The organism is Phytohabitans maris (assembly GCF_031085175.1).
Taxonomy (GTDB): Bacteria; Actinomycetota; Actinomycetes; order Mycobacteriales; family Micromonosporaceae; genus Phytohabitans; species Phytohabitans maris.
Genome location: NZ_JAVHUY010000017.1, coordinates 148,055 through 171,233, shown reverse-complemented (window position 1 = coordinate 171,233; position 23,179 = coordinate 148,055). Strand labels below are relative to the sequence as shown.

28 protein-coding genes are annotated in these 23,179 nt (G+C 72.3%); 14 read left to right on the top strand and 14 right to left on the bottom strand.

Translation table 11 applies throughout. From position 1 onward, the window contains the following. Window positions 1-57: 57 nt before the first annotated feature. The 3 genes from RB614_RS19915 (at window position 58) to RB614_RS19905 (ending at window position 2,054) form a co-directional block, all read left to right on the top strand. Entirely contained in the window at window positions 58-471 is a 414-nt protein-coding gene (locus RB614_RS19915) for a CoA-binding protein (protein WP_308714060.1), read from the top strand. Between the two features lie 104 nt (window positions 472-575). Continuing rightward, the gene (locus RB614_RS19910) at window positions 576-1,352 is read left to right on the top strand and encodes a hypothetical protein (RefSeq protein WP_308714059.1); all 777 of its coding nucleotides are present in this window, start codon (window positions 576-578) and stop codon (window positions 1,350-1,352) included. A gap of 81 nt (window positions 1,353-1,433) precedes the next feature. After that, on the top strand, window positions 1,434-2,054 hold the full coding sequence (locus RB614_RS19905; RefSeq protein ID WP_308714058.1) for an excalibur calcium-binding domain-containing protein: 621 nt from the start codon (window positions 1,434-1,436) through the stop codon (window positions 2,052-2,054). Between the two features lie 195 nt (window positions 2,055-2,249). Here RB614_RS19905 and RB614_RS19900 read toward each other — a convergent pair whose 3' ends face one another. Beyond that, a complete protein-coding gene (locus RB614_RS19900; RefSeq protein ID WP_308714057.1) occupies window positions 2,250-3,446 on the bottom strand; it encodes an acyl-CoA dehydrogenase family protein in 1,197 nt (398 codons plus the stop codon). Window positions 3,447-3,589: 143 nt separating this feature from the next. Between RB614_RS19900 and RB614_RS19895 the strand changes: the two genes are divergently transcribed. Then, window positions 3,590-4,147, top strand: coding sequence for a DUF4190 domain-containing protein (locus RB614_RS19895; RefSeq protein WP_308714056.1), 558 nt, complete (start codon window positions 3,590-3,592; stop codon window positions 4,145-4,147). A gap of 24 nt (window positions 4,148-4,171) precedes the next feature. Here RB614_RS19895 and RB614_RS19890 read toward each other — a convergent pair whose 3' ends face one another. Then, window positions 4,172-4,969 (bottom strand): SDR family NAD(P)-dependent oxidoreductase, encoded by a 798-nt coding sequence (locus RB614_RS19890; RefSeq protein ID WP_428983059.1) that lies wholly within the window; start codon window positions 4,967-4,969, stop codon window positions 4,172-4,174. Between the two features lie 105 nt (window positions 4,970-5,074). On the opposite strand from RB614_RS19890, the gene RB614_RS19885 reads away from it, so the two are divergent. Further along, window positions 5,075-5,485 (top strand): DUF4190 domain-containing protein, encoded by a 411-nt coding sequence (locus tag RB614_RS19885; protein ID WP_308714055.1) that lies wholly within the window; start codon window positions 5,075-5,077, stop codon window positions 5,483-5,485. An 83-nt stretch (window positions 5,486-5,568) separates the two neighbouring features. Here the strand turns inward: RB614_RS19885 and RB614_RS19880 are convergent, their stop codons facing one another. After that, window positions 5,569-6,525: an HpcH/HpaI aldolase/citrate lyase family protein gene (locus RB614_RS19880; RefSeq protein ID WP_308714054.1), complete on the bottom strand. Its 957-nt coding sequence runs from the start codon at window positions 6,523-6,525 to the stop codon at window positions 5,569-5,571. 85 nt (window positions 6,526-6,610) lie between these two features. Further along, complete coding sequence (locus RB614_RS19875) at window positions 6,611-7,525, bottom strand: DMT family transporter (protein ID WP_308714053.1); 915 nt, start codon at window positions 7,523-7,525, stop codon at window positions 6,611-6,613. Between the two features lie 129 nt (window positions 7,526-7,654). Here RB614_RS19875 and RB614_RS19870 point away from each other — a divergent pair, with 129 nt between their 5' ends. Beyond that, window positions 7,655-8,356, top strand: coding sequence for an HAD family hydrolase (locus tag RB614_RS19870; protein ID WP_308714052.1), 702 nt, complete (start codon window positions 7,655-7,657; stop codon window positions 8,354-8,356). A 14-nt stretch (window positions 8,357-8,370) separates the two neighbouring features. Then, complete coding sequence (locus RB614_RS19865; RefSeq protein ID WP_308714051.1) at window positions 8,371-8,856, top strand: hypothetical protein; 486 nt, start codon at window positions 8,371-8,373, stop codon at window positions 8,854-8,856. A 57-nt stretch (window positions 8,857-8,913) separates the two neighbouring features. Here the strand turns inward: RB614_RS19865 and RB614_RS19860 are convergent, their stop codons facing one another. Then, a complete protein-coding gene (locus tag RB614_RS19860; protein WP_308714050.1) occupies window positions 8,914-9,765 on the bottom strand; it encodes a PhzF family phenazine biosynthesis protein in 852 nt (283 codons plus the stop codon). A gap of 32 nt (window positions 9,766-9,797) precedes the next feature. On the opposite strand from RB614_RS19860, the gene RB614_RS19855 reads away from it, so the two are divergent. The 3 genes from RB614_RS19855 to RB614_RS19845 all read left to right on the top strand — a co-directional run bounded on the left by RB614_RS19855 (window position 9,798) and on the right by RB614_RS19845 (window position 13,115). Beyond that, window positions 9,798-11,057: a magnesium transporter MgtE N-terminal domain-containing protein gene (locus RB614_RS19855; protein WP_308714049.1), complete on the top strand. Its 1,260-nt coding sequence runs from the start codon at window positions 9,798-9,800 to the stop codon at window positions 11,055-11,057. Next, entirely contained in the window at window positions 11,050-11,598 is a 549-nt protein-coding gene (locus RB614_RS19850; RefSeq protein WP_308714048.1) for a DUF1003 domain-containing protein, read from the top strand. Before RB614_RS19855 ends, RB614_RS19850 begins: the two co-directional genes overlap by 8 nt. 371 nt (window positions 11,599-11,969) lie before the next feature. Continuing rightward, window positions 11,970-13,115, top strand: a complete 1,146-nt coding sequence (locus tag RB614_RS19845) for an Mrp/NBP35 family ATP-binding protein (RefSeq protein ID WP_308714047.1) — start codon at window positions 11,970-11,972, stop codon at window positions 13,113-13,115. A gap of 34 nt (window positions 13,116-13,149) precedes the next feature. Here the strand turns inward: RB614_RS19845 and RB614_RS19840 are convergent, their stop codons facing one another. Further along, window positions 13,150-13,569: a twin-arginine translocase TatA/TatE family subunit gene (locus RB614_RS19840; RefSeq protein ID WP_308714046.1), complete on the bottom strand. Its 420-nt coding sequence runs from the start codon at window positions 13,567-13,569 to the stop codon at window positions 13,150-13,152. 58 nt (window positions 13,570-13,627) lie between these two features. Further along, entirely contained in the window at window positions 13,628-14,959 is a 1,332-nt protein-coding gene (locus tag RB614_RS19835) for a S1C family serine protease (protein WP_308714045.1), read from the bottom strand. 222 nt (window positions 14,960-15,181) lie between these two features. Here RB614_RS19835 and RB614_RS19830 point away from each other — a divergent pair, with 222 nt between their 5' ends. Beyond that, window positions 15,182-15,760, top strand: coding sequence for an O-methyltransferase (locus tag RB614_RS19830; RefSeq protein WP_308714090.1), 579 nt, complete (start codon window positions 15,182-15,184; stop codon window positions 15,758-15,760). Between the two features lie 16 nt (window positions 15,761-15,776). Here RB614_RS19830 and RB614_RS19825 read toward each other — a convergent pair whose 3' ends face one another. Next, window positions 15,777-17,246: a leucyl aminopeptidase family protein gene (locus RB614_RS19825; RefSeq protein WP_308714044.1), complete on the bottom strand. Its 1,470-nt coding sequence runs from the start codon at window positions 17,244-17,246 to the stop codon at window positions 15,777-15,779. A 79-nt stretch (window positions 17,247-17,325) separates the two neighbouring features. Next, window positions 17,326-17,493, bottom strand: a complete 168-nt coding sequence (locus RB614_RS19820; protein WP_007455245.1) for a DUF3117 domain-containing protein — start codon at window positions 17,491-17,493, stop codon at window positions 17,326-17,328. 192 nt (window positions 17,494-17,685) lie between these two features. Here RB614_RS19820 and RB614_RS19815 point away from each other — a divergent pair, with 192 nt between their 5' ends. Beyond that, window positions 17,686-18,492, top strand: coding sequence for a PaaX family transcriptional regulator (locus tag RB614_RS19815; RefSeq protein ID WP_308714042.1), 807 nt, complete (start codon window positions 17,686-17,688; stop codon window positions 18,490-18,492). After that, window positions 18,489-19,280, top strand: coding sequence for an enoyl-CoA hydratase-related protein (locus tag RB614_RS19810; protein WP_308714041.1), 792 nt, complete (start codon window positions 18,489-18,491; stop codon window positions 19,278-19,280). Before RB614_RS19815 ends, RB614_RS19810 begins: the two co-directional genes overlap by 4 nt. Here the strand turns inward: RB614_RS19810 and RB614_RS19805 are convergent. The 4 genes from RB614_RS19805 to RB614_RS19790 are packed head-to-tail and all read right to left on the bottom strand — an operon-like array spanning window position 19,277 to window position 21,614. After that, complete coding sequence (locus tag RB614_RS19805) at window positions 19,277-19,843, bottom strand: hypothetical protein (RefSeq protein WP_308714040.1); 567 nt, start codon at window positions 19,841-19,843, stop codon at window positions 19,277-19,279. The genes RB614_RS19810 and RB614_RS19805 overlap by 4 nt on opposite strands. A 12-nt stretch (window positions 19,844-19,855) precedes the next feature. Then, window positions 19,856-20,428: a DNA-3-methyladenine glycosylase I gene (locus tag RB614_RS19800; protein ID WP_308714039.1), complete on the bottom strand. Its 573-nt coding sequence runs from the start codon at window positions 20,426-20,428 to the stop codon at window positions 19,856-19,858. Continuing rightward, complete coding sequence (locus RB614_RS19795; RefSeq protein WP_308714038.1) at window positions 20,428-20,910, bottom strand: SRPBCC family protein; 483 nt, start codon at window positions 20,908-20,910, stop codon at window positions 20,428-20,430. The genes RB614_RS19800 and RB614_RS19795 overlap by 1 nt, the downstream gene beginning before the upstream one ends. Beyond that, entirely contained in the window at window positions 20,907-21,614 is a 708-nt protein-coding gene (locus tag RB614_RS19790; RefSeq protein ID WP_308714037.1) for a DivIVA domain-containing protein, read from the bottom strand. Before RB614_RS19790 ends, RB614_RS19795 begins: the two co-directional genes overlap by 4 nt. Window positions 21,615-21,734: 120 nt before the next feature. Here RB614_RS19790 and folP point away from each other — a divergent pair, with 120 nt between their 5' ends. Beyond that, window positions 21,735-22,547, top strand: a complete 813-nt coding sequence (gene folP, locus RB614_RS19785) for a dihydropteroate synthase (RefSeq protein ID WP_308714089.1) — start codon at window positions 21,735-21,737, stop codon at window positions 22,545-22,547. 225 nt (window positions 22,548-22,772) lie between these two features. Here the strand turns inward: folP and ndhC are convergent, their stop codons facing one another. Continuing rightward, complete coding sequence (gene ndhC, locus RB614_RS19780; RefSeq protein WP_308714036.1) at window positions 22,773-23,150, bottom strand: NADH-quinone oxidoreductase subunit A; 378 nt, start codon at window positions 23,148-23,150, stop codon at window positions 22,773-22,775. Window positions 23,151-23,179 lie beyond the last annotated feature (29 nt).

Sequence of the window (23,179 nt, the reverse complement as noted above, 5' to 3'; positions counted from 1 at the left end):
GCGGGCATCCGCGGTGGCGCCGGGAAGGTCTGATCGAGGCCGAGCTATCGTCGGAGCGTGCGAAGCCCTCAGCAGATCCTGGCGGAGTCCGCGGTCATCGCGGTGGTCGGGGCGTCTCGCCACCCCGTAAAGCCGGCACACACCGTCCCGCTGCAGATGCAGCGCCACGGGTGGCGGATCATCCCGGTCAACCCGTTCGCGGACGAGCTGTTCGGCGAGAAGGTGTACCGGTCGCTGGCCGACATCCCGGAGAAGGTCGACCTCGTCGACGTGTTCCGCCCGGCCGAAGACGCCGTCCAGGTGGTGCGCGAGGCGGTCGCGATCGGGGCACCGGCGGTCTGGCTGCAGCTCGACATCGTCTCGGCGGAGGCTCGCCGGATCGCGACCGAGGCCGGCATCGACTACGTGGAAGACCGCTGCCTCGCGGTCGAGCGGGCGGTAGGCCAGCTCAGCCGCCTCCCGGCCGCCTGACCGTGCCGGCGTCGCACAAGACCGGGCTCGCGCTGGGCGGGAGGTTTTCCTACCCTGCGAAGCATGACCGTCCCGGCGACATCCCCCTCAGGTCCGGAGATCTCGTGACCCGCCACGTCCGGGAGGACTTGACCACCAGCGTGAGCAATGTCCAGGCGACGGCGTTGCTGCTGGGCCTCGGCGCGTTCGCGCTGCGGGTGGTCGTGGAGTTCGGCATCGAGCCGATGTCGTGGCGGCTGAGCTTCGTGCCGGCGTTCGCGGTCTACGCGGCCGGCGCGGTGACGGCGCTGGCCGTTCCCCTGCTCGCCTTCACCCGGCTCTGTCCACGGCCTCGGCCGGCCCCGCGGACGCTGCTGATCGGCGCGGATCGCGGGCGGCCGGCGTTCGTGACGCCGACGTCGCCGTGGATGGTGGGGCCGTTCGTCATCATGCTGATGTTTCTGGCCGGCAACGGGTTGGCGACCGAGCGTGCGCCCGACGGCGAGGTGAGCATCTCGTCGGGCGGCTGGGCGCGGACGCTGGTCACCGTTGCCGTGATCTTCGCGGTGGCGGGCTGGACGCTCTTCCGCGGCCCGCGGGTCGAGCTGCGGCCGGGCGGGCTGCTCGTGCGGACCGTCCGCACGCAGATGGTGCGGTGGGAGTCGCTGCTCGCGAGCGGGCCGCCGGCGCCGGTGGAAAAGCCGCGGCAGATTTCGCTGCTGGTCCGCCGCCAGCCACCGGACTACGGCGCTTACGTCGTGCGCATCCTGCATCGATGGCTCGCCGTCGATGCCGCGTTCCTGGCTGGCGCGATCCGCCACTACGTCGACAACCCGCAGCACCGGGCCGAGATCGGCACCCGCCAGGAGCTCGATCGCCTGAGCGCCGCACTGGATCTCTAAGCAATGTATCGATCAGGTTTCTGACAGCAGAGTGGCACATCGGCCCCCTTCTGTGCCGTTCGTACATGTAAAACTCTTCGGGTGACGTTTCCGCCCCTCGACGAGCCGTCGCAACAGCGGCGTGCGGCGGTCTACGGGCGGGCCAACCAGGCGTCCGTCCACTACCGGCCCCTGCGCAGGGGCCGGCCGGTCCCCGACCTGGCGCCCGCCGCCCCGACGAGCCGGGAGGCGAAGTCGGCAAACCGGCGCAGGTTCGCGCTGTTTCTGGTGGCGCTGCTCGTGGCCATCGCGTTCGGCACCGCGATCTTCGGGGTGGTGCTCGCCAGCCCTGCGCCGATCGCCCAGGCACCGCGGGTGCCCGCGCCCGAGGCGCCCGCGCCCCCGATCCAGCCACTCCCCCCGACCGGCCGCGGCGCGCCGACCCAGCTCACGCCCCCGTCCGCGGGCAGCCCCGGGTCGTCCACGAGCACGACGGCACCGCGCCGCGACGGCACGACCAAGCCCGCACCGGGCGGGGGTGGCAAGGCCGCGGAGTCGACCGCGCCGGCGACCACCGCGACGGTGTACTACCAGAACTGCAACAAGGCCCGTAAGGCCGGCGCCGCGCCGCTCTACCCCGGCGATCCCGGCTACCGCGACAAGCTGGACAAGGACGGCAACGGCGTCGCCTGCGACGAGAAGGAAAAGAAGAGCAAGGCATAAGCCGGAGCCAACCCCGAAAGAGACTTTGGGCTACCGCGACGTCCGTGGTGGTCCGGACCGTTGCTCCCGCAGCCTCGCCCTCCGCGCCCCGCGATCTCACCCCGGCCCCTGCGGGGAGCTAGGTGGGCTTGCCCCGCGCACGCGGCCCACAGCTGAGGCGGACCGGGGCAAATCCTGTCTGAAACCGGAGGCTCTCTAGGCGCGGTACTCCTTGAGGAGGCCACGGGAGATGATCGTCTTCTGGATCTCCGAGGTGCCTTCGCCGATCAGCAGGAACGGCGCTTCGCGCATGAGCCGCTCGATCTCGTACTCCTTGGAGTAGCCGTAGCCGCCGTGGATGCGAAACGCCTCCTGCACCACCTCGGCGCAGTATTCGGAGGCGAGCAGCTTGGCCATGCCGGCCTCGACGTCGTTGCGGGCGCCGGAGTCCTTGAGGCGGGCCGCGTTGACCATCAGCGCGTGCGCGGCCTCGATCTTGGTGCCCATCTCGGCGAGCTTGAACGCGATCGCCTGGTGCTTGCTCAGCGGTGCGCCGAAGGTCTGGCGCTGCTGGGCGTACGCGACGGCGAGCTCGAACGCGCGGATGGAGATGCCACAGGCGCGGGCCGCCACGTTGACCCGGCCCACCTCGATGCCGTCCATCATCTGGTAGAAGCCGCGCCCCACACCGGCTTCGCCACCGAGCACAGTGGACGGTGGTACGCGCACGCCGTCGAGGACCATCTCGGTGGTCTCGACGCCCTTGTACCCCATCTTGTCGATCTTCCCGGGGATCGTGAGTCCGGGCGCGGTCTCGCCGAAGCCGGGCTCCTTTTCCAGCAGGAAGGTGGTCATGTTGCCATACACCGAGTCGGCGCCGACGTCGGTCTTGACGAGCGTGGCGACCACCGACGAGTAGGCGCCGTTGGTCAGCCACATCTTCTGTCCATTGAGGACGAAGTCGGCGCCGTCACGGATCGCTTTGGAGCGGATGGCGGCCACGTCCGACCCGCAGCCCGGCTCCGACATCGAGAACGCGCCGCGCACCTCGCCGGTCGCCATCCGCGGCAGCAGGCTGGCCTTCTGCTCGGGCGAGCCGTGCTGCGAGACCAGGTAGGCGACGATGAAGTGCGTGTTGACGATCCCGGAGATCGACATCCAGCCGCGCGACAGCTCCTCGACCACGAGCGCGTACGTGAGCAGCGACTCGCCCAGCCCGCCGTGCTCCTCGGCGATCGTGAGCCCGAAGAGTCCCATCTCCCGCATGCCGTCGACGATGTCGGCCGGGTACTCGTCGGCGTGCTCCAGCCGCTGGGCGTGCGGGATGATTTCCTTGTCCGCGAAGTCCCGGACGGTCTCCAGGATGGAGCGCTGTACGTCGGTCAGGCCGGGCGTCTGGGCGAGGCGGGCCATATGTGTGCCTCCGGGGTCTTTGCTTTATTACCAATAGGTAACTAAACGCTTGCTCAGTATGCTCCCATGGCCGGTGGCGCGGGACGTGTGTGAAAAGGTTCACCGGGCCTAGTAGCGTGCCGGGGGACAAGGAGGCAACAGAAATGACCGACCCGTACCAGCCGCAGCAGCCCTACGATCCCAACCAGCCGCAGCAGCCGTACTCGGACCCGTACGGCACGCCGCAGCCGGGGTCGCCGGCCGCGCCGTACGGCAGCCAGCCGCCCGGGTCGCCGGGGCCCTCCTACGGGGGCCAGCCCGGTTCGCCCGCCGCGCCGTACAGCGGCCAGCCATACACCGGACAGCCTTACTCCGGCCAGGAGTACGGGAGCCAGCCCTACGGCGGGCAGTACAGCACGCCGCAGTACGGCGCGCAGGGCTACGGCACGTCGCAGTACCCGGCCGGCGGATACCCACCCCAGTCGAGCACGACGAACATCATGGCGATCCTGTCGCTGGTGTTCGCGTTCGTCTTCTCACCGGTCGGCATCGTGCTCGGCCACATCGCGAAGAAGCAGATCAAGGAGCGCGGCGAGCAGGGCGGCGGCCTGGCCACCGCCGGTCTCGTGCTCAGCTACATCTTCACCGGCCTGGCGCTGGCCTTCTGCTGCATCGGTGTGATCGCCGCGATCGCGACCGACGGCTCCAGCACCACGTACTGATCCGGCTGCCTCGGGGCGCGGTGCCTACCGGAACTGCGCCTCGCGCACGCTGTTGCCTCCGTCGACGACGAGCATCTGCCCGGTGATGTACGACGCGGCCGGCGAGCAGAGGAACGTGATCGCGGCCGCCACCTCGTCCGGTGTGCCCGGGCGCCCGATCGGGGTGCCCAGGCCCTGCTTGAGCTCGGCCACCGTGGACGCCGCGGTGTAGATCGTGCCCGGCGCGACCGCGTTGACGGTCACGCCGTCGGCGACCATCTCCATGGCCAGCGCCCGGGTGAGGCCGACCACGCCGGCCTTGGCCGCCGCGTAGGCCGCCTCGGTGGGCAGCGCGTTGATCGGGCCGGCGGTGGCGGCGAGGTTGACGATGCGGCCCCAGCCGCGCTCGGCCATCCCGCCGATGAACGCCCGGCTGCACAGGAACGCCGTGGTGAGGTTGCGGTCGATCTCGGCCCGCCACTCGTCGAACGTGAGCTGCGCGACCGGCCGCAGCACCTCCGGGCTGGTGCGGCTGGCGAGGCCGGCGTTGTTGACCAGCACCTCCACGTCGCCCAGCTGCTCGGCGACCGCGTCGGCCAGCGCGCCCACTTCGGACTCGTCGGTCAGGTCGGCGACGAAACCGGTGGCGCCCAGCTCCGACGCGCGCTCGTGGATGCGCCGGGTCGTGGACACGATGGCCACCCGCGCGCCGAGGTCGACCAGCCGGCGGGCGGTCGCGTACCCGATACCGTCCGGGCTGCCGGCACCGGTGACCAGCGCCACCCGGCCGTCGAGGCGGAGCGAGCCGTAGTCGGGCGCGGGCGTGGTCGCGTCGTCGTCCATGCCCGCGATCCTGCCCGGTCCGTCCCGCGCGGGCAACGACGGGGTACCCCAAGGAGTGGTGAGGTACCGCTACCCTGACGACCGACCCCTACGACGGAGATCGTTATGACGTACCAGCAGCCCGGCAACTGGAGCGACCCCTCCTGGCCGCCGCAGCAAGGCCAGCAGGACCCGGGCTCTCCGGTGAGCGGGCAGCCGATCCCGCAGGGCTACGCCGCGCCGATGTACCCGGGGTACGCGCCTTATCCGCCCTCGCCGCCCACCAACGGCATGGCGATCGCCTCGCTGGTCTGCTCGCTCGCCGGCCTGGCGACCTGCATCAGCGCGCCGGTCGGCGCGATCCTCGGCCACATCGCCCGCAAGCAGATCCGCGAGCGGGGCGAGGGCGGCGACGGCCTGGCGCTGGCCGGCATCATCGTCGGCTGGATCCTGACCGGCCTGCTGGTGCTCCTCATCGCCTTCTATGTCGTGATCATCATCATCGCCATCAACAGCGAGAGCGGCACGACGTACTGACGGCGGGCTCGGCTTCGGACACGCGGCCCAGCCCCACGGGTGCGGCTCAGCCCTCAAGCGCGGCCCAGCCCCACGGGTGCGGCTCAGCCCTCGGGCGGCGTGAAGGTGCTCGTGCGGCGCATGCCGGCGGCGCGCCCCTTGGCCGCGACGACCAGCGCCATCTTGCGTGACGCCTCGTCGATCATCTCGTCGCCGAGCATCACCGCGCCCAGCCGGCCGCCCGCCTCCGAGGTGTAGAAGTCGTACGCGTCGAGGATCAGCTCGGCGTGGTCGTAGTCTTCCTGGGCCGGCGAGTACACCTCGTTCGCCGCGTCGATCTGCCCCGGGTGCAGCACCCACTTGCCGTCGAAGCCGAGCGCCGCCGACCGCCTGGCCACCTCGCGGAAGGCGTCCACGTCGCGGATCTGCAGGAACGGCCCGTCGATCGCCTGCTTGTCGTGCATCCGCGCGGCCATCAGGATCCGCATCAGGATGTAGTGGTACGGATCCCCCGGGTACTCCGGGATCAGCGCACCGACCACCAGCGACCGCATGTTGATGCTCGCCATGAAGTCCGCCGGGCCGAAGATGACCGTCTCGACCCGGGGCGAGGCGGCCGCGATCGCGTCCACATTGACCAGACCGGCGGCGTTTTCGATCTGCGCCTCGATGCCGATCCGCCCGACCTCGAGCCCCAGCGTCTTTTCGATCTGGGTGAGCGTCAGGTCCAGCCACTCCACATGGGACGCCGACTGCACCTTCGGCAGCATCACACAGTCGAGGTTGGCCCCGGCACCCTCCACCACCTCGACCACGTCGCGGTACGTCCACGGCGTGGTCAGGTCGTTGACCCGTACCACCCGCGTCTTGCCACCCCAGTCGCCCTCGTTGAGCGCGGCCACGACGTTCTTGCGGGCCTCCGGCTTGGCCAGCGGCGCCACCGCGTCCTCCAGGTCCAGGAAGACCTGGTCGGCGGGGAGGCCACGGGCCTTGTCGAGCATCTTGAGACTCGACCCGGGGACAGCCAGGCAGGAGCGGCGCGGGCGTCCGACAGCGACCATCGAAGCTCCTTAGCGATCGGTAAGGCGCGTGGTACCCCACCGTAGCCTCGCCCGCCGACCAGCGAGAACCAACCTGTGGAAGATCTCACGCCGCGGGCTCGGGCGGCTGCCGGAGCGTCCTGGCACCGCCCGCGACGACCACCGCGACGCCCACGACCAGCAAGGCCAGCCCCGGGTACGCCGCCGCCCGCGGTACCTGCCCCAGCCAGAGCCAGGCGATCAACACCGAACCCGGCACCTCCAGCAGGATCAGCATGCTGATCGTGGTCGCCGAGACCTTGTGCAGCGCGTAGTTGAACATCGAGTGCCCGAGCAGCTGGGCGCCCGCCACGAGGCCGAGGATCGCCAGCCAGGTGGTGTGGCCGTACCCGCCCAGTCGCGCCCCACCCACGAGGCAGGCGACCAGCAGCGCGGCGGCACAGACCGAATAGCAGACCAGCGTGTACGCGGTGGTGCTGAGCGCCGCCCGGGCCCGTTCACCGAGGTCGGTGTAGACCGCGACGGCCACGGCGCCGGCCAGTGCCAGCAGGTCGCCGGCGATGGCCCGGCCGGAGGTGCCGAGGTCGGCGCCGGTCGCGATGGCGGCACCGGCCACCGCGATGCCGATGCCGACCCACATGACCGGACGCAGCCGGCGCCCCCGGGCGAGCGCGAGCAGGCCCTGCCAGACCGGCTGGGTGGCGACCAGCGCGGTCGCCGTGGCCACCGAGGTGAGCTGGGCGCTCGGCATCCAGGTGGCGAAGTGGACCGCGAGGGCGAGGCCGGCCAGCACGCTGTACCGGGCCTCGCGGCGCCGGCCGCCGGTGACCATGTCCCGCAGCTCGGCGCGGCGCCGTACCAGTGCGGCCGGGCCGAGCACGCCGACCGCCAGAAAGTTGCGCCAGAACGCGATGGCCAGGGCCGGCGCGGCCGCGTACGCGATCAGTGGCGCCGATGACGACACGGAGACCACCGCGAGCCCGATCGCCGCCAGCGTGAGGGGATCAAGGCGGTGATGCACGGTGGTTTATCCTCACACGTAACTTGTTGCAGTTAACTCCTTACTAAGAGTGCTGCGCTGACCGCCTGCCGTGATCCAGATACGCTCGCCCGATCCGTGCCTCTCTGGACCCCCGGAGGCTGATTCGTCGTGTCTATACCCCGTGCGGTTCTATTCGACTTCTTCGGCACTCTGACGCTTTCGGTGCGGCGCGGACCCGCGCACACCGCCGTCGCCCGCGCCCTCGGCTGCGACCCGAACGCACTGGTCGAGGCGCTCGACCGCTCGTACTACAACCGGGCCCGCGGCGAGTACGGGACGGCCGAGGAGACGCTGCGGTGGCTGGCCGGGCAGGTTGGCGCCCGGCCCTCGCCCAGCGCCCTCCGCAGCGCGTGCGCGGCCCGGGTCGCGGCGCTGCGCGCCGACACCACGCTGCGCTCGGACGCGGTGGCCACGCTCCGCGCTTTGCGCCACCGCGGCCTGCGTACGGCGGTGGTGAGCGACTGCACCCACGAACTGCCGCAACTGCTGCCCACGATGCCCGTGGCCAGCCTGCTGGACGCGTGCGCGTACTCCGTCCAGATCGGAGAGTGCAAGCCGCACCGCGCGATCTACCTGGAGGCGTGCGCGCGGCTGGGCGTGCCGCCGAGCGAGTGCCTGTACGTCGGCGACGGCGGCAGCCGCGAGCTCACCGGCGCGGCCGAGCTCGGGATGACCGCGGTGCGGCTCACCGCGCCCGACCTCACCCAGCACCTGGTCTTCAACGCCGAGCCCGACTGGGCCGGTCCGTCCGTGGCCGCGCTGTCGGAGCTGATCCGCGCGGTCGACCGCAGCCCGATACCCGTCGGTTGAGGCATGATGCCTCCATGGCGGATCCACTCGTGTCGGAGGCGTTGAAGAAGGCGGCCGTCGCGTGGGTGTCGGTCGACGGCGGCCCGGCCCTCGCGCTGTGGTGCCTGCCGATCGACGACGCGCTCTACGTCGTGAGTGGTCCCGGCGAGCAGGCGGCGCCCGGCCTGGCGTACGCGGACGAGGCGCGGGTGAGCCTGCGCGGTGACCACGGCGGCCGGATCGTGACCTGGTCGGCCGAGGTGACCCGGATCGACCCGCGCAGCGAGGAGTGGACCGCCGTCGTGCCCCAGCTCGCCGGCAAGCGGCTGAACGCACCCGGCTCGGCCACCGCCCTCGCCGAGCGGTGGGCCGCCGAGTGCTCGGTCAACCGGCTCGCGCCGGCCGGCGACCCCGAGCCGCCGGGAGACGCCTCCGAGGCGGCGCCGCCCCGCGAGTCGCCCGCCGCCCGGCCGGCCCGGCGCCCGTTCCGCCTGCACCGCGTCCGCGGCGCACGCCCCTAGAGAGTGCATGATCAAAGCTCCCGTCAAGCCGCTAGAACGACTTGAGGGGAGCCTTGATCACGGGATGGTGATCCGGCCCTCCGCCACGGGTACGACCTGGCCGGTCACCGTGGCCTTGACCGCCGCGCCACCGGCCGCGGTCACCACGCAGTCCAGTGTGGACGGGCGGTGGATCTCGGCGCCCTGCCGCACCGTGTACGCCGACTCGCCCTCGCCGGGAAGCAGCCCGCTCGCCACCAGCCAGACACCGAGGCCGAGCGCCGCCGAGCCGGTCGCCGGGTCTTCGGCGACGCCGACGCCCGGGCCGAACATGCGCACGTGGGCGGCGCGGGCAGCCGCGTCCCAGGCCACGATCAGCACCGTGTCGACGCCGTCGCGGGCCGCGGCGCCGTGGTCGAGCACCGCCCGGGACACCGCCTCCGGGCGCACCGCCAGGTACGGGAAGTCGATGCCGCACCCCGCCATCCGCGGCGGTGGACCCACGAAGTCGGCCTCGGCCAGGCCGGCGGCCGCCAGCAGCGGCGCGGGGTCGATCTCAGGGCCGAGAGACGGGGTACCGCCGGTGAGCGTGGCCCGGCCGTCCTTGGTCACTTCGATCGGCAGCAGCCCGGCGCCACACTCCTGGATCACCCGACCGGGGCCACCCGCCTGTACGACCGCCGCGCCGACGCTCGGGTGGCCGGCGAACGGCAGCTCCACTCCGGGCGTGAAGATCCGCGCCCGGTAGGTGGCCGCGGCCGGGTCGCTGGGCGGCAGGATGAACACGGTCTCCGAGAGGTTGAACTCGCGCGCGATCGCCTGCAGCTGTTCGGTGCTCAGATCCTGGGCGCCGAAGACCACCGCGAGGGGGTTGCCCGTGAACGCGCGGTCGGTGAAGACGTCAACGATCTGGTAGTCCAAGGTCGACATGCCTCCGCAGCCTATGGCACTACGCTGATCTGGTGACCACGGCGACCAGGGTGTACGTCGCCCGGCTCGCCGGGCTCCCCGTGTTCGACCCGAACGGCGACCAGGTCGGCCGGGTCCGGGACGCGGTCGTGCGGCTGCGCACGACAAACCGCCCGCCCCAGGTCGTCGGCCTCGTCGCGGAGATGCCGCTGCGCCGCCGGATCTTCCTCCCGATGGGGCGCGTGACCTCCCTCGACGCGGACGCCGTCGAGCTGGGTACGGGCACGCTCAACCTGCGCCGCTTCGAAAAGCGCCCCAACGAGCTGCTGGTCCTCGAAGACCTGCTGGACCGCCGGGTCAGGATCGAGCCGGACGACGTTCCCGGGATCGTGGTCGACGTGGCGATGGAGGCCAACCGGGTCGGCGAGTGGTCACTGGTCCGCGTCGCGGTACGCGAGCACACCGGCCGCCTCGCCCGCCGCGGCCACCTGCGCGAGGTCGACTGGGCGCGGGCGCGAGGGCTGATCGGGGTACCGGACACACAGGGCACCGCCAACCTGCTCGCGCTCCTGGAGGGGATGCGCCCGGCCGACCTGGCCAACGCGCTGCAGGACATGACCGACGGCCGGCGCAACGAGGTGGCCGCCGCGCTCGACGACGAGCGGCTCGCCGACGTGCTCGGTGAGCTGCCCGAGCACGACCAGGTGGAGATCCTCGCCGCGCTCGACCGGGAGCGGGCGGCCGACGTACTCGAGGAGATGGACCCGGACGACGCGGCCGACCTGCTCGCCGAGCTGCCCCGGGCGGAGCAGGAGGTGCTCTTCGAGCTGATGGAGCCGGAGGAGGCCGATCCGGTCCGCCAGCTGATGAAGTACCAGAAGGGCACCGCGGGCAGCGTGATGACCTCCGAGCCGGTGATCCTCACTCCGGACAGCACGGTGGCCGAGGCGCTGGCCCGCATCCGCGAGCCCCAGCTGCCGCCCGCGGTCGCCGCGCAGGTCTTCGTCGCCCGCGCGCCGATGGCCACGCCCACCGGGCGGTACCTGGGCATCGTGCACTTCCAGCGACTGCTCCGCGAGCCGCCGGCCGAGATCCTCGGCGGGGTGCTCGACAGCGGGATCGACCCGCTCCGGCCGGAGACGCCGCTGGTGGAGGTGACCCGGCGGATGGCCACGTACGACCTGGTGGCGCTCCCGGTGGTCGACGGGGCCAACCGGCTGGTCGGCGCGGTCACCGTCGACGACGTCCTCGACCACTCCCTGCCGCCGGACTGGCGCGACCGGGACACCGCTCCGGGAGGCGCCGGTGGCTGACGCATCCCGCCCCGGCCGGCTGGACCAGCCCCGCGAGCCGCGCCGGGTCCGCCTGCCGCGCTTCAACCCGGAGGCCTTCGGGCAGTGGTCCGAGGGCATCGCCCGCTACATGGGCACCGCGAAGTTCCTGGTCTACATGACCGTGGTGATCCTGCTCTGGATCGGCTGGAACGCGCTGGCGCCGGCGAGCCTGCGCTTCGACCCGTACACGTTCACGTTCCTGACGCTGATGCTCTCGCTCCAGGCGTCGTACGCGGCCCCGCTGATCCTGCTCGCGCAAAACCGGCAGGCCGACCGCGAGCGCCTGGCGCTGGAACAGGACCGGCGGCGGGCGGAGGCGCAGAAGGCGGACACCGAGTACCTGGCGCGCGAGATCGCCGCGCTGCGGATCGCGCTCGGCGAGGTGGCCACCCGCGACTTCCTCCGCTCCGAGCTGCAGCGGCTCACCGAGGAGCTCGCGGAGTCGCAGAAGCGCGCCCGCAAGGCCAAGAAGAAGATGCCGTCCGAGCCCTACGACGAGCTCGACAGCGACACCCCCTGACCCCTGCCGTTGGGGCCGGGGGGTGAGATCGCGGGGCGCGGAGGGCGAGGCCGCGGGAGCAACGGTCCGGACCACCTCGGACGTCGCGGTAGCCCAAATTCTCGCTCTAGAAGGGGTGGGGTGCCGCGCGCCCGCACTGGGCGCTGTGGCCAGGTGCGCGGCCAGGGCCTGGAAAGGGTGGCGCCGCGCGCCCCAAGGGGCCAGGCGCGCGGCGTTCTACAACGATCGTCGCACCTGAGGGGGTACGGAGTCCAGCCGGAAACCGACAATATCCAAAAAGACCACACAGGGCCGACGAGTGACTTAAAATGCACCGCTCGCCTGCCGGATCCCCGCCAGCGGGCGGTGTCGGCCGACGTAGCATGGCGTACATGTCCGCACCGGCAAGCACCATCGAGGAAGCGGTGCAGGCCGCTCTCGCCACCGTCGACGACCCGGAGATCCGGCGGCCGATCACCGATCTGGGCATGGTCCGCTCCGCCACGGTCGACGCGTCCGGCGTGGTGCAGGTCGGCCTGCTGCTCACGGTCGCCGGCTGCCCGCTGCGCGACAAGCTTCGGGCGGACATCACCGCCGCGGTGAGCGCGGTGCCGGGCGTGACCGGTGTCGAGATCGACTTCGGTGTGATGAGCCAGGAGCAGCGGCAGGAGCTGCAGAGCCGGCTGCGCGGCGGTGCCACGCCCGAGCCGGTCATCCCGTTCGCGCAGCCCGGCTCACGCACCCGGGTGTACGCGGTGGCCAGCGGCAAGGGTGGCGTCGGCAAGTCCAGCGTGACGGTCAACCTGGCGGCCGCACTGGCCGCCCGCGGCCTCTCGGTCGGCGTGGTCGACGCCGACATCTACGGCCACTCGGTGCCCCGCATGCTCGGCGCGGACGGCAAGCCCACCCGCGTGGAAGACATGATCATGCCGCCGCAGGCACACGGGGTGAAGGTCATCTCGATCGGCATGTTCACCGCGGGCAACGCGGCGGTGGTCTGGCGCGGGCCGATGCTGCACCGGGCGCTCCAGCAGTTCCTCGCCGACGTGTACTGGGGCGACCTCGACGTGCTGCTGCTCGACCTGCCCCCGGGCACCGGCGACGTGGCGATCTCGCTGGCCCAGCTGCTGCCCAACGCGGAGATCCTTGTGGTGACCACCCCGCAGACGGCGGCCGCCGAGGTGGCCGAGCGGGCCGGCGCGATCGCACTGCAGACCCACCAGCGCCTGGTCGGCGTGGTGGAAAACATGTCCTGGCTGGAGCTGCCCACCGGCGAGCGGATGGAGATCTTCGGCGCGGGCGGCGGGGCCACGGTCGCCGAGTCGCTCAGCCGCGCGGTCGGCGCCGAGGTGCCGCTGCTGGGTCAGGTGCCGCTCGACACCCGGGTGCGGGAGGCGGGCGACGCCGGCCGTCCGGTGGTGCTGGAGGCGCCGGAAGCGCCGGCCTCGGTCGCGCTGCGGCAGGTGGCCGACCGCCTGGCGGTGCGCCGCGAGTCGCTGATCGGCAAGCCGCTCGGCCTGCGCCCGTCGTCTCGCTGACCTCGCCCGCGGCCGCCGTCTCGCCGACCGCCGGTCAGGTGGCGTCGAGGTCGAACTTGTGCGGCCGGTTGGCCGGCGTGCTCGTCGTCGTGGGCGTGGTGGTGGCCGGGGTGCGGATGTCGGCCGACGCGGCCACGTCCTTGATCTCGTCCTTGACGCCGTCGAGGTCGCTCTTGACCGTGTCGTAGATCCCCCGCAGCGGCTTGCGCAGCCGCTCCTCGTCTTCCTCGCTGAGCAGGTGCTTGCGGATGAACGTCTTCGGGTGCAGGTCTTCGAGCTGGATGTCGGTGCCCAGCTCGCGGCTCAGGTCACCGGTGGCGTTTCGGGCCATGTGGCGCAGGTTGCGCACCATGCGCAGGCCGTCGGAGATCACGTTGGGCAGCTTGTCGCCGAAGATGAGCAGCGCGAGCAGCAGCAGGCCGCCGATCTCCCACCAGTTGAGGTTTTCGAACACGCCAGGGACCCCTCTCGTGCGCCGGCGGTGAGAGCCCCCGCGCCGGCCAAGATGGAGCCTACTTCGCGTCCGCCGCCAACGTCACTGACGCATTCTGCTTGGAATTCCCCCGGCGGTACTCGACGGTGACCACCGCACCCGGCGCGTACTTGCGGACGAGGGCGATCAGATCGGCACCCTCCTCCACCGGCCGCCCGTCGAGCTTGGTGACCACGTCACCGGCGCGGAGGCCGGCGGCGGCCGCCGGACCGCCCGCGTCGACGGCGCTGAGCCGGGCGCCACCGCCCGGGTTGCGGCTGCTGCCGTCGACCTGGGCGCCGATGACGGTACGGCGGGCCTTGCCGGTGTCGATGATGTCCTGCGCCACCCGCTTTGCCTGGTTGATCGGGATGGCGAACGCGAGGCCGATGTTGCCGGCCGTCTCCGCGTCGGGGGCGAGCGACTTGATCACGGAGTTGACCCCGACCACGCGCCCGCCGCTGTCGACCAGCGGGCCGCCGGAGTTGCCCTGGTTGACCGCGGCGTCGGTCTGGATGGCCGCGTAGTAGCGGACCTGCCCGCCCGGATCGCCGGACTGGATCGTACGGTCGAGCGCGCTGACGATACCGGCGGTGACGGTGTTGGCGAGCGCGAGCGGCGAGCCGAACGCGAGCACCGGGTCGCCGACCGCGATGGCCTCCGAGTCGCCGAACTCGACCGGTACCAGGTTGGGCCGCGACACCTTGATGACCGCTATGTCCGACTCCGCGTCGTGCCCCACGATTGAGCCGGAGGCGGTCGAACCGTCGTTGAAGACCACCGTGGCGCCGCCGGTCGCCCCCTCGACGACGTGGTCGTTTGTGATCACGTACCCGTCGGCGGTGGCCACGAAGCCGGAGCCGATGCTGGATCCGACCTTGGTAGCCGCCCGCACGGTCACGACACTGGGCGCCACGCGCTCGGCGACGCCCGCGAGCGAGTCCGGCGGGCGCTGCGCGACCGGGGGTGCCTCACCGGGATCGCCGCCGAGGACCGTGCCGCCGCCCGCGCCGCCGCGCACCGCGAACGCGTACCCCAGGGAGCCGCCCAGCGCGCCCGCGAGCAGCGCCGAGAAGATCGCGATGAACAGCACCGACGTCATGCCCCGCCGCGGCAGCGCGTCCGGGTCGGTGACCGGCTCGGGCGCGTTGCCCGGGCTCGGCGGCGTCGGCAGCACGACGGCGGCCGGTGCCCGCGGGTCCCGCCACGGGTCGCCGAGCGCGTCGGACCACCAGGGTGAACCGGCATCCTGCGGGGTCACCGGCGGCCTCGCCGACGGCGACGAAGTCGCCGGCGTCGCGGTGCCGTCGGGCTGGTGCCAGTGCCAGCCGTCCGTCACGTTCGCAGCCTCCCAGTCGGTACTTCGGTTCATCCAGGATGGCACGGATATCGGAGATGGGGCGGGCCGGCGGGAAGGATAAGGACTGAAGCATTCAGTGGATACACCGGCTCCCGTTCCGTTACCCGCGCCCTTAGGCTGATACTCCGACCGGCACCCCGCAGCAGGAGGTCCACCATCGCCACGGTCGCACGCTTCGGCGGTCTCACGAGCGCCCAGGCACTCCAGTTCGCCGAGGGGTACGTCGCCGAGGACATCGTCCTGCAGACCGCGCGCACGCTCGCGCGCGAGGTGGGCCTGGAGCCGGTCGCCCCCGGCGCGGGAGCGGCGCTGCGCCTGCTCGCGGCCGCCGGCGGCGCCCGCGCGGTGGTCGAGATCGGCACCGGTACGGGCGTGAGCGGCGTGTGGCTGCTGCGCGGCATGCGCCCCGACGGGGTACTGACCACGATCGACCTGGACAACGAGCACCAGCGCATCGCGCGGCGGATCTTCCAGGAGGCGGGCTTAGCCCCCTCGCGCACCCGGATCATCACCGGCCGGGCCCTCGACGTGCTCCCCCGGCTGGCCGACGGCGCCTACGACATGATCTTTGTGGACGCCGACCCGGCCGAGTACAGCGCCTGTGTCGACGCCGCCCTCCGCCTGCTCCGGCCGGCGGGCGTGCTCGCGCTCAACGGCGCGCTGGCCGGTGGCCGGATCGCCGACCCGGCGGCCCGCGACCTCGACACCGTGACGATCCGCGAGGTGGTGAAGGCGGTACGGGAGAGCGAGGAGTGGATCCCCGCACTGCTCCCGGCCGGCGACGGCCTGCTGGCGGCCGTCAAGCACGCCTGACGCGACGTTCCCTTCCTCAGGCCCGGCGGGGAGCAGGCTCGGCGGGGAGCGTGGCGAGCCACCGCAGCAGCGTCCGTACGCCCCAGCCGGTGGCGCCCTTGGGCAGCACGCCGTCGGCGCTGTCGGACCACGACGGGGCGGACATGTCGAGGTGGACCCAGCGGTCGCGCCAGTCCCCCACGAACTCGCGCAGGAACAGCGCCGCCGTCACCGAGCCGGCCCCCCGGTCCGGCGCGCTGTAGAGGTCGGCGACCTCGCTGCCGAGGTACTCGACGTAGTCGGCCGTCAGCGGCATCCGCCAGGCCTGCTCGCCCGCCTCCGCGCCAGCGGCGATCACGGCGGCGGCGAGGTCGTCGCTCTCGCTGTAGAGAGCCGCGGTCCGCTTGCCCAGGGCCACGGCGTTCGCCCCGGTCAGCGTCGCGAGATCGACCACCAGGTCGGGCGAGAGGCGCGCCACCGCGTACGCGAGGGCGTCGGCCAGCACCAGCCGCCCCTCGGCGTCCGAGTTGGTGGTCTCGCTGGTCACCCCGCCGTAGTGGCGGACAACGTCACCCGGGCGGAACGCCGAGCCGCTGAGCAGGTTTTCCGCGAGCGGGGTGAGCGCGGTGACCCGTACCGGCAGGTGCAGCGCCGCGGCGCCGAGCGTGGCCCCGACGACGGCGGCCGCGCCGCCCATGTCTTTGCGCATGAGCTTCATCGCGTCGACCGGCTTGATCGACACGCCGCCGGTGTCGAACGTGATCCCCTTGCCGACCAGCACTACGTGCGTCCGCGCCCCCTCGGGCTGCCAGGAGAGCTCGACGAGGCGGGGCGGGCTGGCCGAGCCGGCACCGACCGTCAGGATGCCGCCGAAGCCCTCGGCGGTGAGCTGCTCCGGCTCGCGCACGGCGACGCGGAGGCCCGGTCGCCCGCCGGCGGCCGCCACCACCTGGGCGGCGAACCAGGCCGGGTTCTTCAGCGACGAGGGCGTGTTGGTCAGGTCGCGGGCCAGGCGGGTGGCGTCGGCGGTGGCCCGGGCGGTGGCGAGCGCCTCGGCGTACGCCGCCGGGTCGCCCACCACCACGGTCACGTCGCGCTCCGCGGCCGGCTCGTCCCGCATCGAAAACCGGTACGCCGCCAGCAGCAGCCCTTCGGCCAGCCCGCGTACAGCCACCGGCGAGGCATCGACCGGCATGGCTACCGTGATCGACGTCTCATCCTCGAACGCCCTGCTCACAGCCGCTCCGGCGGCCCGCCAGCCCGCCTCGTCGCCACTGCCGGCGGGGACCAGGAGGAGGTGGCCCGGCGTACGCAGGGGCCGGCGCAGCACCCGCGTCGCCCCCGCCTCGCCGTCGAGGTCGCCCAGCAGCTCCGCCGCCTCGGCACGGGCATCCTCGGGCAGGTCGTACGCGGTCGGGGGCAGCCCTGGCCCACCGGCACCGGCGAGCACGGGCAGGGCGACGGCACGCGCGGCGCCCGGCTCAGCCGCGACGCGGATGGCCATCACGGGCGACCTCCAGGTTTATGACAGACAGAACCGCCGGCACGGCCACGGTGCCGCGCCGGCGGGTCCATCGAACTGATAGTTATCCGGCGGCGGCCTTCAACGCGTCACCGAGCGCGTTCGCCTCGTCGGGAGTCATCTCGACGACGAGCCGGCCACCACCCTCCAGCGGAACCCGCATAACGATGCCCCGGCCCTCCTTGGTGACCTCCAGCGGACCATCGCCCGTCCGCGGCTTCATCGCCGCCATCTTGTCTCCCCTCAGACCTCTACACCTGGGTCGGTGGGTCTCCCCACAGCCACTCCGTCAGCGTCACCGCGCTCACGGCCCGCGGTGCCGACCAACGATTTTCCCTGATGAAACCCGCTGAGCCCAAACTGAAGCCGGATTGATGTGACAACATCTAGCTTATCCTGAAGGCGGCTGTCACAATGTCCCGTCATGCAGGCACGGTCGGCGCTCTTTGACCTCTACGGCGACTACCTCCGCCCTCGGGGCGGACGGGCACCGGTCGCCGCCCTGGTCAGGCTGCTTTCCCCGCTCGGGATCGCGCCACCGGCCGTGCGTACGGCCGTGTCCCGTATGGTGCGTCAAGGGTGGCTTCATCCGCTACGACTTTCGGCCGGCCCGGGCTACCTGCTCACCCCCAAAGCCGCCCGCCGCCTGGACGAGGCGGCCTCCCGGATCTACCGCACCGGCAAGATCAGCTGGGATGGCCGGTTCGATCTGATCGTGCTCGATCCCCCGGCATCCCGCCGCGACCGGCTGCGGCTGGCGGCAAACCTCACGTTCCTCGGGTACGGCGTGCTGGACGAGCGCACCTGGGTGGCGCCCCGCCCCGGTGAGGACGTCGACGGGCTGCTCAGCGAGTCCGGGATCCGCTACGAGCGCTTCAGCGCCAGCCACGCGATGGGCGGGCCGGGCGCGATGGGCATGGTCCGCCGCGCCTGGGACCTCGGCGAGATCGGCGCGGCGTACGAGCGCTTCGTGGCCGAGCAGCGCGAGGCACTCGGCCAGATCACCTCCCGCAGCAGCGACGAAGAGGCGTACGCGGCACGGTTCCGGCTGGTGCACGCCTGGCGTACCTTTCTGTTCCGGGACCCGCAGCTACCGCCGGCCCTGCTCCCCGAGCGCTGGGCCGGCAGCAGCGCGGCGGCGTTCTTCGACCGGCACGCCGCGCGGCTGCGGCCGGCGGCCGACCGGTATGTTGATCTCTGCCTGGATCAGAAGAAGGGGTTGCAGCCATGACCGAGCCGCTTCTGGTCGAACGTGACGGTGCCGTCGCCACCCTCACGCTCAACCGGCCGGATTCGCTGAACTCCCTCGACACCGCCCTCAAGGAAGCGCTGCGCGACACGCTCGGCGAGCTGGAGCGCGACCGGTCGGTTCGCGCGGTGGTGCTGGCCGGCGCCGGCCGGGCGTTCTGCGTGGGGCAGGACCTCCGCGAGCACGTGACCACGCTGGAGAGCGGCACCACCGATCCGCTCGGGACCGTGCGCGCCCACTACAACCCGATCGCCGCCCGCCTGGCCGGCCTGCCCAAGCCGGTCGTCGCGGCCGTGCGCGGCACCGCCGCCGGTGCCGGCGCCTCGCTGGCGCTGCTGGCCGACTTCCGGATCGGCGGGCCGAAGACGACGTTCCTGATGGCCTTCGCCAACGTGGGGCTCGCCGGCGACACCGGCGTCTCCTGGTCGCTGCCCCGGCTGGTCGGCCACGCCAAGGCGGTCGAGCTGCTCATGCTCGCCGAGCCGGTGCCGGCCGCCGAGGCGCAGCGGCTGGGCCTGCTGACCCGCCTGCTCGACGACGACGAGCTGGTGCTCCCCACCGCGCAGGAGCTGGCCGCCCGGCTGGCCGCGGGCCCGACGGTGGCGTACGGCGCGATCAAGCGGCAGCTCTCGGTCGGCGACGCCGGCACGCTCGCTGACGCGCTCGCGGCCGAGGCGCAGGCCCAGGCGATCTGCGGCGCCACCGCCGACCACCACAACGCCACGGCCGCCTTCGTGGCCAAGGAAAAGCCGCTCTTCGAGGGCCGTTAGTCCTCGTCTTCCTCGGGGTCGAGGTTGGCCGCCTCGCCGAGGACGAACGCCTGCATCGCCAGCTCGTCGCCGGCCGGCGAGACGAAGGCGGGCAGCTCGCGCGGGCCGAGCTCCATCACGTACGACCAGAAGACCCGGACCGCCTCTGCCCGGGAGGGCGCCTCGATCGGCAGGGCGAGGCTGACCATCCAGGTACTGCGGTCGACGGCCGGCCGGAGACTGCCCATGATCGCCTGGAAGGTCTCCGGGTCGACCGGAGCCACCGGACGGTCGAGCGCGAGCCGCTCGGCCGGTACCGGCTCGTCGAAGACCCTCCGCGTGTACGTCACGACGAGCGGCTCGTCGTCGCCGGGCGCCGGGTCGTCCGGGTCGCGCTCCGGCTCGACCGGTCGCACCCGGCCCAGCGCCACCACCGCCGGCCGCTCCTGCCCGGCCACGACCAGCACCTCGTCGCCGGGGGCGGGGCGCGGCCGCTCGACGCCGGTCAGCTCCAGCGTGTCGTGGTGGAAAAGCCGCTCCGCCTCGTGTCGCTCATCCGAGATGACGACCGCCCAGTGCCCCATCCCGCAATCCCATCACGGGAGCTTGACGTGGCACCCGTCGAGGTGGTCGTCGACCATCCCGGTCGCCTGCATCAGCGCGTACGCCGTGGTGGGGCCGACGAAGCGGAAGCCGCTCCTCTTCAGCGCCTTGGCCATCGCGGTGGACTCCGGCGTGACCGCGGGGACCTCGGCGAACGACCGCGGGCGGCGGACCCGGGCCGCCGGCGCGTACGACCACAGCAGCGACGCCAGCCCGTCCGGCAGGTCGAGAGCGGCTCGGGCGTTTTGGATGGCCGCCTCGACCTTGGCCCGGTTGCGCACGATGCCCGGGTCGGCCAGCAGCCGGGTGACGTCGGCCTCGCCGTACTTGGCGACGGTCTCGATGTGGAAGCCGTCGAACGCGGCCCGGAACGACTCCCGCTTACGCAAGATGATCAACCAGGACAGACCCGACTGGAACGCCTCGAGCGTGACCCGCTCGTAGAGGCCGTCGTCGGTGTGGATCGGCCGGCCCCACTCGTCGTCGTGGTACGCGATGTATTCGGGTGTGCGGCCGCCCCACCCGCATCGGGCCAGCCCGTCGGCTCCGATCAGGAGGTCGGACATCAGATTTTTCCCGCCTCCACCAGCCGGCCGAACTTCTTGAGCGCCTGGGTCAGGCCCACCTTGGAGCCGGGCCAGAGCACCGGCCAGGCTACCCGCCCGGCGACCCCACCCGGCAGGTGGAACCACTCGTGCCACACCACCTGCGTGCGACTTTCGCCCATCGGGGTGCAGCGCAGGACGCCCGGGCCGCGCAGGAGGCGGCCGCAGTGCACGACCCGCACCTCGTACGGCGGGTCGATCCGCACCACGCGCATCTCGTCACGGACGACCGCCGGGCCGACCGCGGTGACCGCCTCGACCAGGCTCCCCTCGCCGCCGTCTCCCTCCACGACCCGGACCTTCGTGAACGGGATCCAGTCGGACTGCCGCTCCCAGGCCGTGAACGCCTTGAAGACGGCCTCGGCCGGCGCGTTGACGATCACGGTCGCGGTGACCTCGCCCGAACCGGGCCGGGCCGCCGAACGTAGATCTTCCTCGGTCATGCCCTCTCGTCCCGGTCGGGAAGGGTGCGACGGGCGTCCGAGTCGGTGGCGTCGTCCGGCTCGTCCCCAGCCTCGTCCGCCGCCCCGGCCTCGCCCTCGACGCTGCCGGACGCCTCGGAGTCGGCCGCGTCGGTGTCGACCTCGTCGTCGGTGTCGTCGCCGAGCACCTCGTCGGCCGTCACCGCCGCGCCCGCCGCGAGCACCGGACCCGGCACGGCCGTCGCGGCGCCCTCGGCATCGCGCTCCTCGCCGTCGCCGCCCTCACGCGGCGCCGAGACGTCGCCGAGGTCGACGAGGCCAGGGGTGGTGCCGCCGTAGCCGCCGCCAACGCCCGCGCCGGCCGGCACCAGGGCCGCCTCACGGGCCCGGCGCAGCGTGTCGGCGTCGCTCGCCCGCCCCTCGCGCAGCGCCGTGACCTCGGCCTCCAGCACGCCGATGAGCTCGTCCTTGTATCCGATGTCGTACGCCGCGCGGCGCAGCGCCTGATCGACCTGGGCCATGCGGTAACCGCGCACGGTCGTGTCGAACCGGACCGCGGAGACATCGGCCTCCACCAGTGGCCGGGTGCCCGGCAACGGCACCGCCCGGCCGTCCGGCTCGGCTGTGCCCAGGCCCGAGTCACCGCCGGTCACCAGGACGGTGACCCCGAAGACGACAGCGGCGACCGTCAACGCCACGACGACGAGGAGGAGTACCTGACCCATGCGTCCGATCGTGGCACGGCCCGCCGAACCGGGCGACCCCGCCACCCCGGTCTAAGTTTTCAAAGCGTGGAGGATCTACGCCTGGGTGGGCGGGCATTCGGCCCCGGTGAGCTGGTAGTGATGGCCATCGTCAACCGAACGCCTGACTCGTTCTTCGACCAAGGCTCGACCTTTTCGCCGGATGCGGCGCTGCGTGCGGTCGCCCAGGCGGTCGAGGAGGGCGCGCAGATCGTGGACATCGGCGGGGTCAAGGCCGGGCCGGGCGCCGAGGTGGACGTGGCCGAGGAGATCCGCCGTACCGTCGGCACGATCAGCGCGGTGCGGGCCGAGCACCCCGACGTGGTGATCTCGATCGACACCTGGCGGGCCGAGGTGGCCCGGGAGGCGGTGGCGGCCGGCGCGGGCCTGATCAACGACACCTGGGCCGGCGCCGACCCGGCACTGGCCGAGGTGGCCGCCGCGACCGGAGCCGGGCTGGTCTGCGCGCACGCCGGCGGGCTGCGGCCGCGCACCCGGCCGCACCGGGCGGCGTTCGAGGACGTGGTCGCGGACGCCGTCACGACCGTCACCCGGCTCGCCGAACGCGCCCGTGACCTGGGCGTACGCCCCGACGGCATCCTGATCGACCCGGCGCACGACTTCGGCAAGAACACCCGGCACTCGCTGGAGCTGACCCGCCGGCTGGGCGAGCTCGTGGCCACCGGCTGGCCGGTGCTGGTCGCCCTCTCCAACAAGGACTTCGTCGGGGAGACGCTCGACCTGCCGGTCCCCGAGCGCCTCTCCGGCACCCTCGCCGCGACCGCGGTGTCGGCCTGGCTGGGCGCGCGGGTCTTTCGGGCCCACCAGGTGCGCCCGACCCGCCAGGTGCTCGACATGGTTGCCTCGATCAAGGGCGACCGGCCCCCGTCCGTCTCCCGCCGCGGCCTCGCCTAACCGAGATCTTGAGCCAGGGCGGTTGGATCGCCGGTGACTGTTCGCCGGAATCGGCGTGACAAAGCCGACAGAGCGCCGCTATCGGGTCAGGTACGGGCCGCCGCCCGCACGCGCTGCGGGGGCGAGGGGGCGGGTTCGGTTGTGAAGCGCGGAGGGTGAGGCTGCGGGAGCAACGGTCTGGACCACGACGGGCATCGCGGTAGCTCATGCCTTGGAATGGATCCTCTAGGTCCAGCGGAGGATGCGCTTGCGCCAGGCGTACAGGATGCCGAGTGCCAGCACGGCAACGAAGATCGCCATCTCCACCACGGTGGTCATGCCGAAGCCCGGGCGGTCGAAGATCACCGCCCACGGAAACAGGAACACGCTCTCGACAGCGAAGAGCACATATAGATAGGCATAAACGTAATAACGGATCTGGGCTTGTGCCCAGTCTCCGCCGACGGGGTCGATGCCGCACTCATACGACTCGCGCTTGCCGGGTGGCTCGGCCGGGGCGGCGGGGCTCAGCAGGCGGTTGGCCGAGAATGCCCCGACAAACACCAGAACGGCCGCGACCAGCAGCAACCCGAGTGTCGCGTACGACCCCAGATAACCGTCCACGGCCCGCAGCGTACCGCGTGATCTTTCTT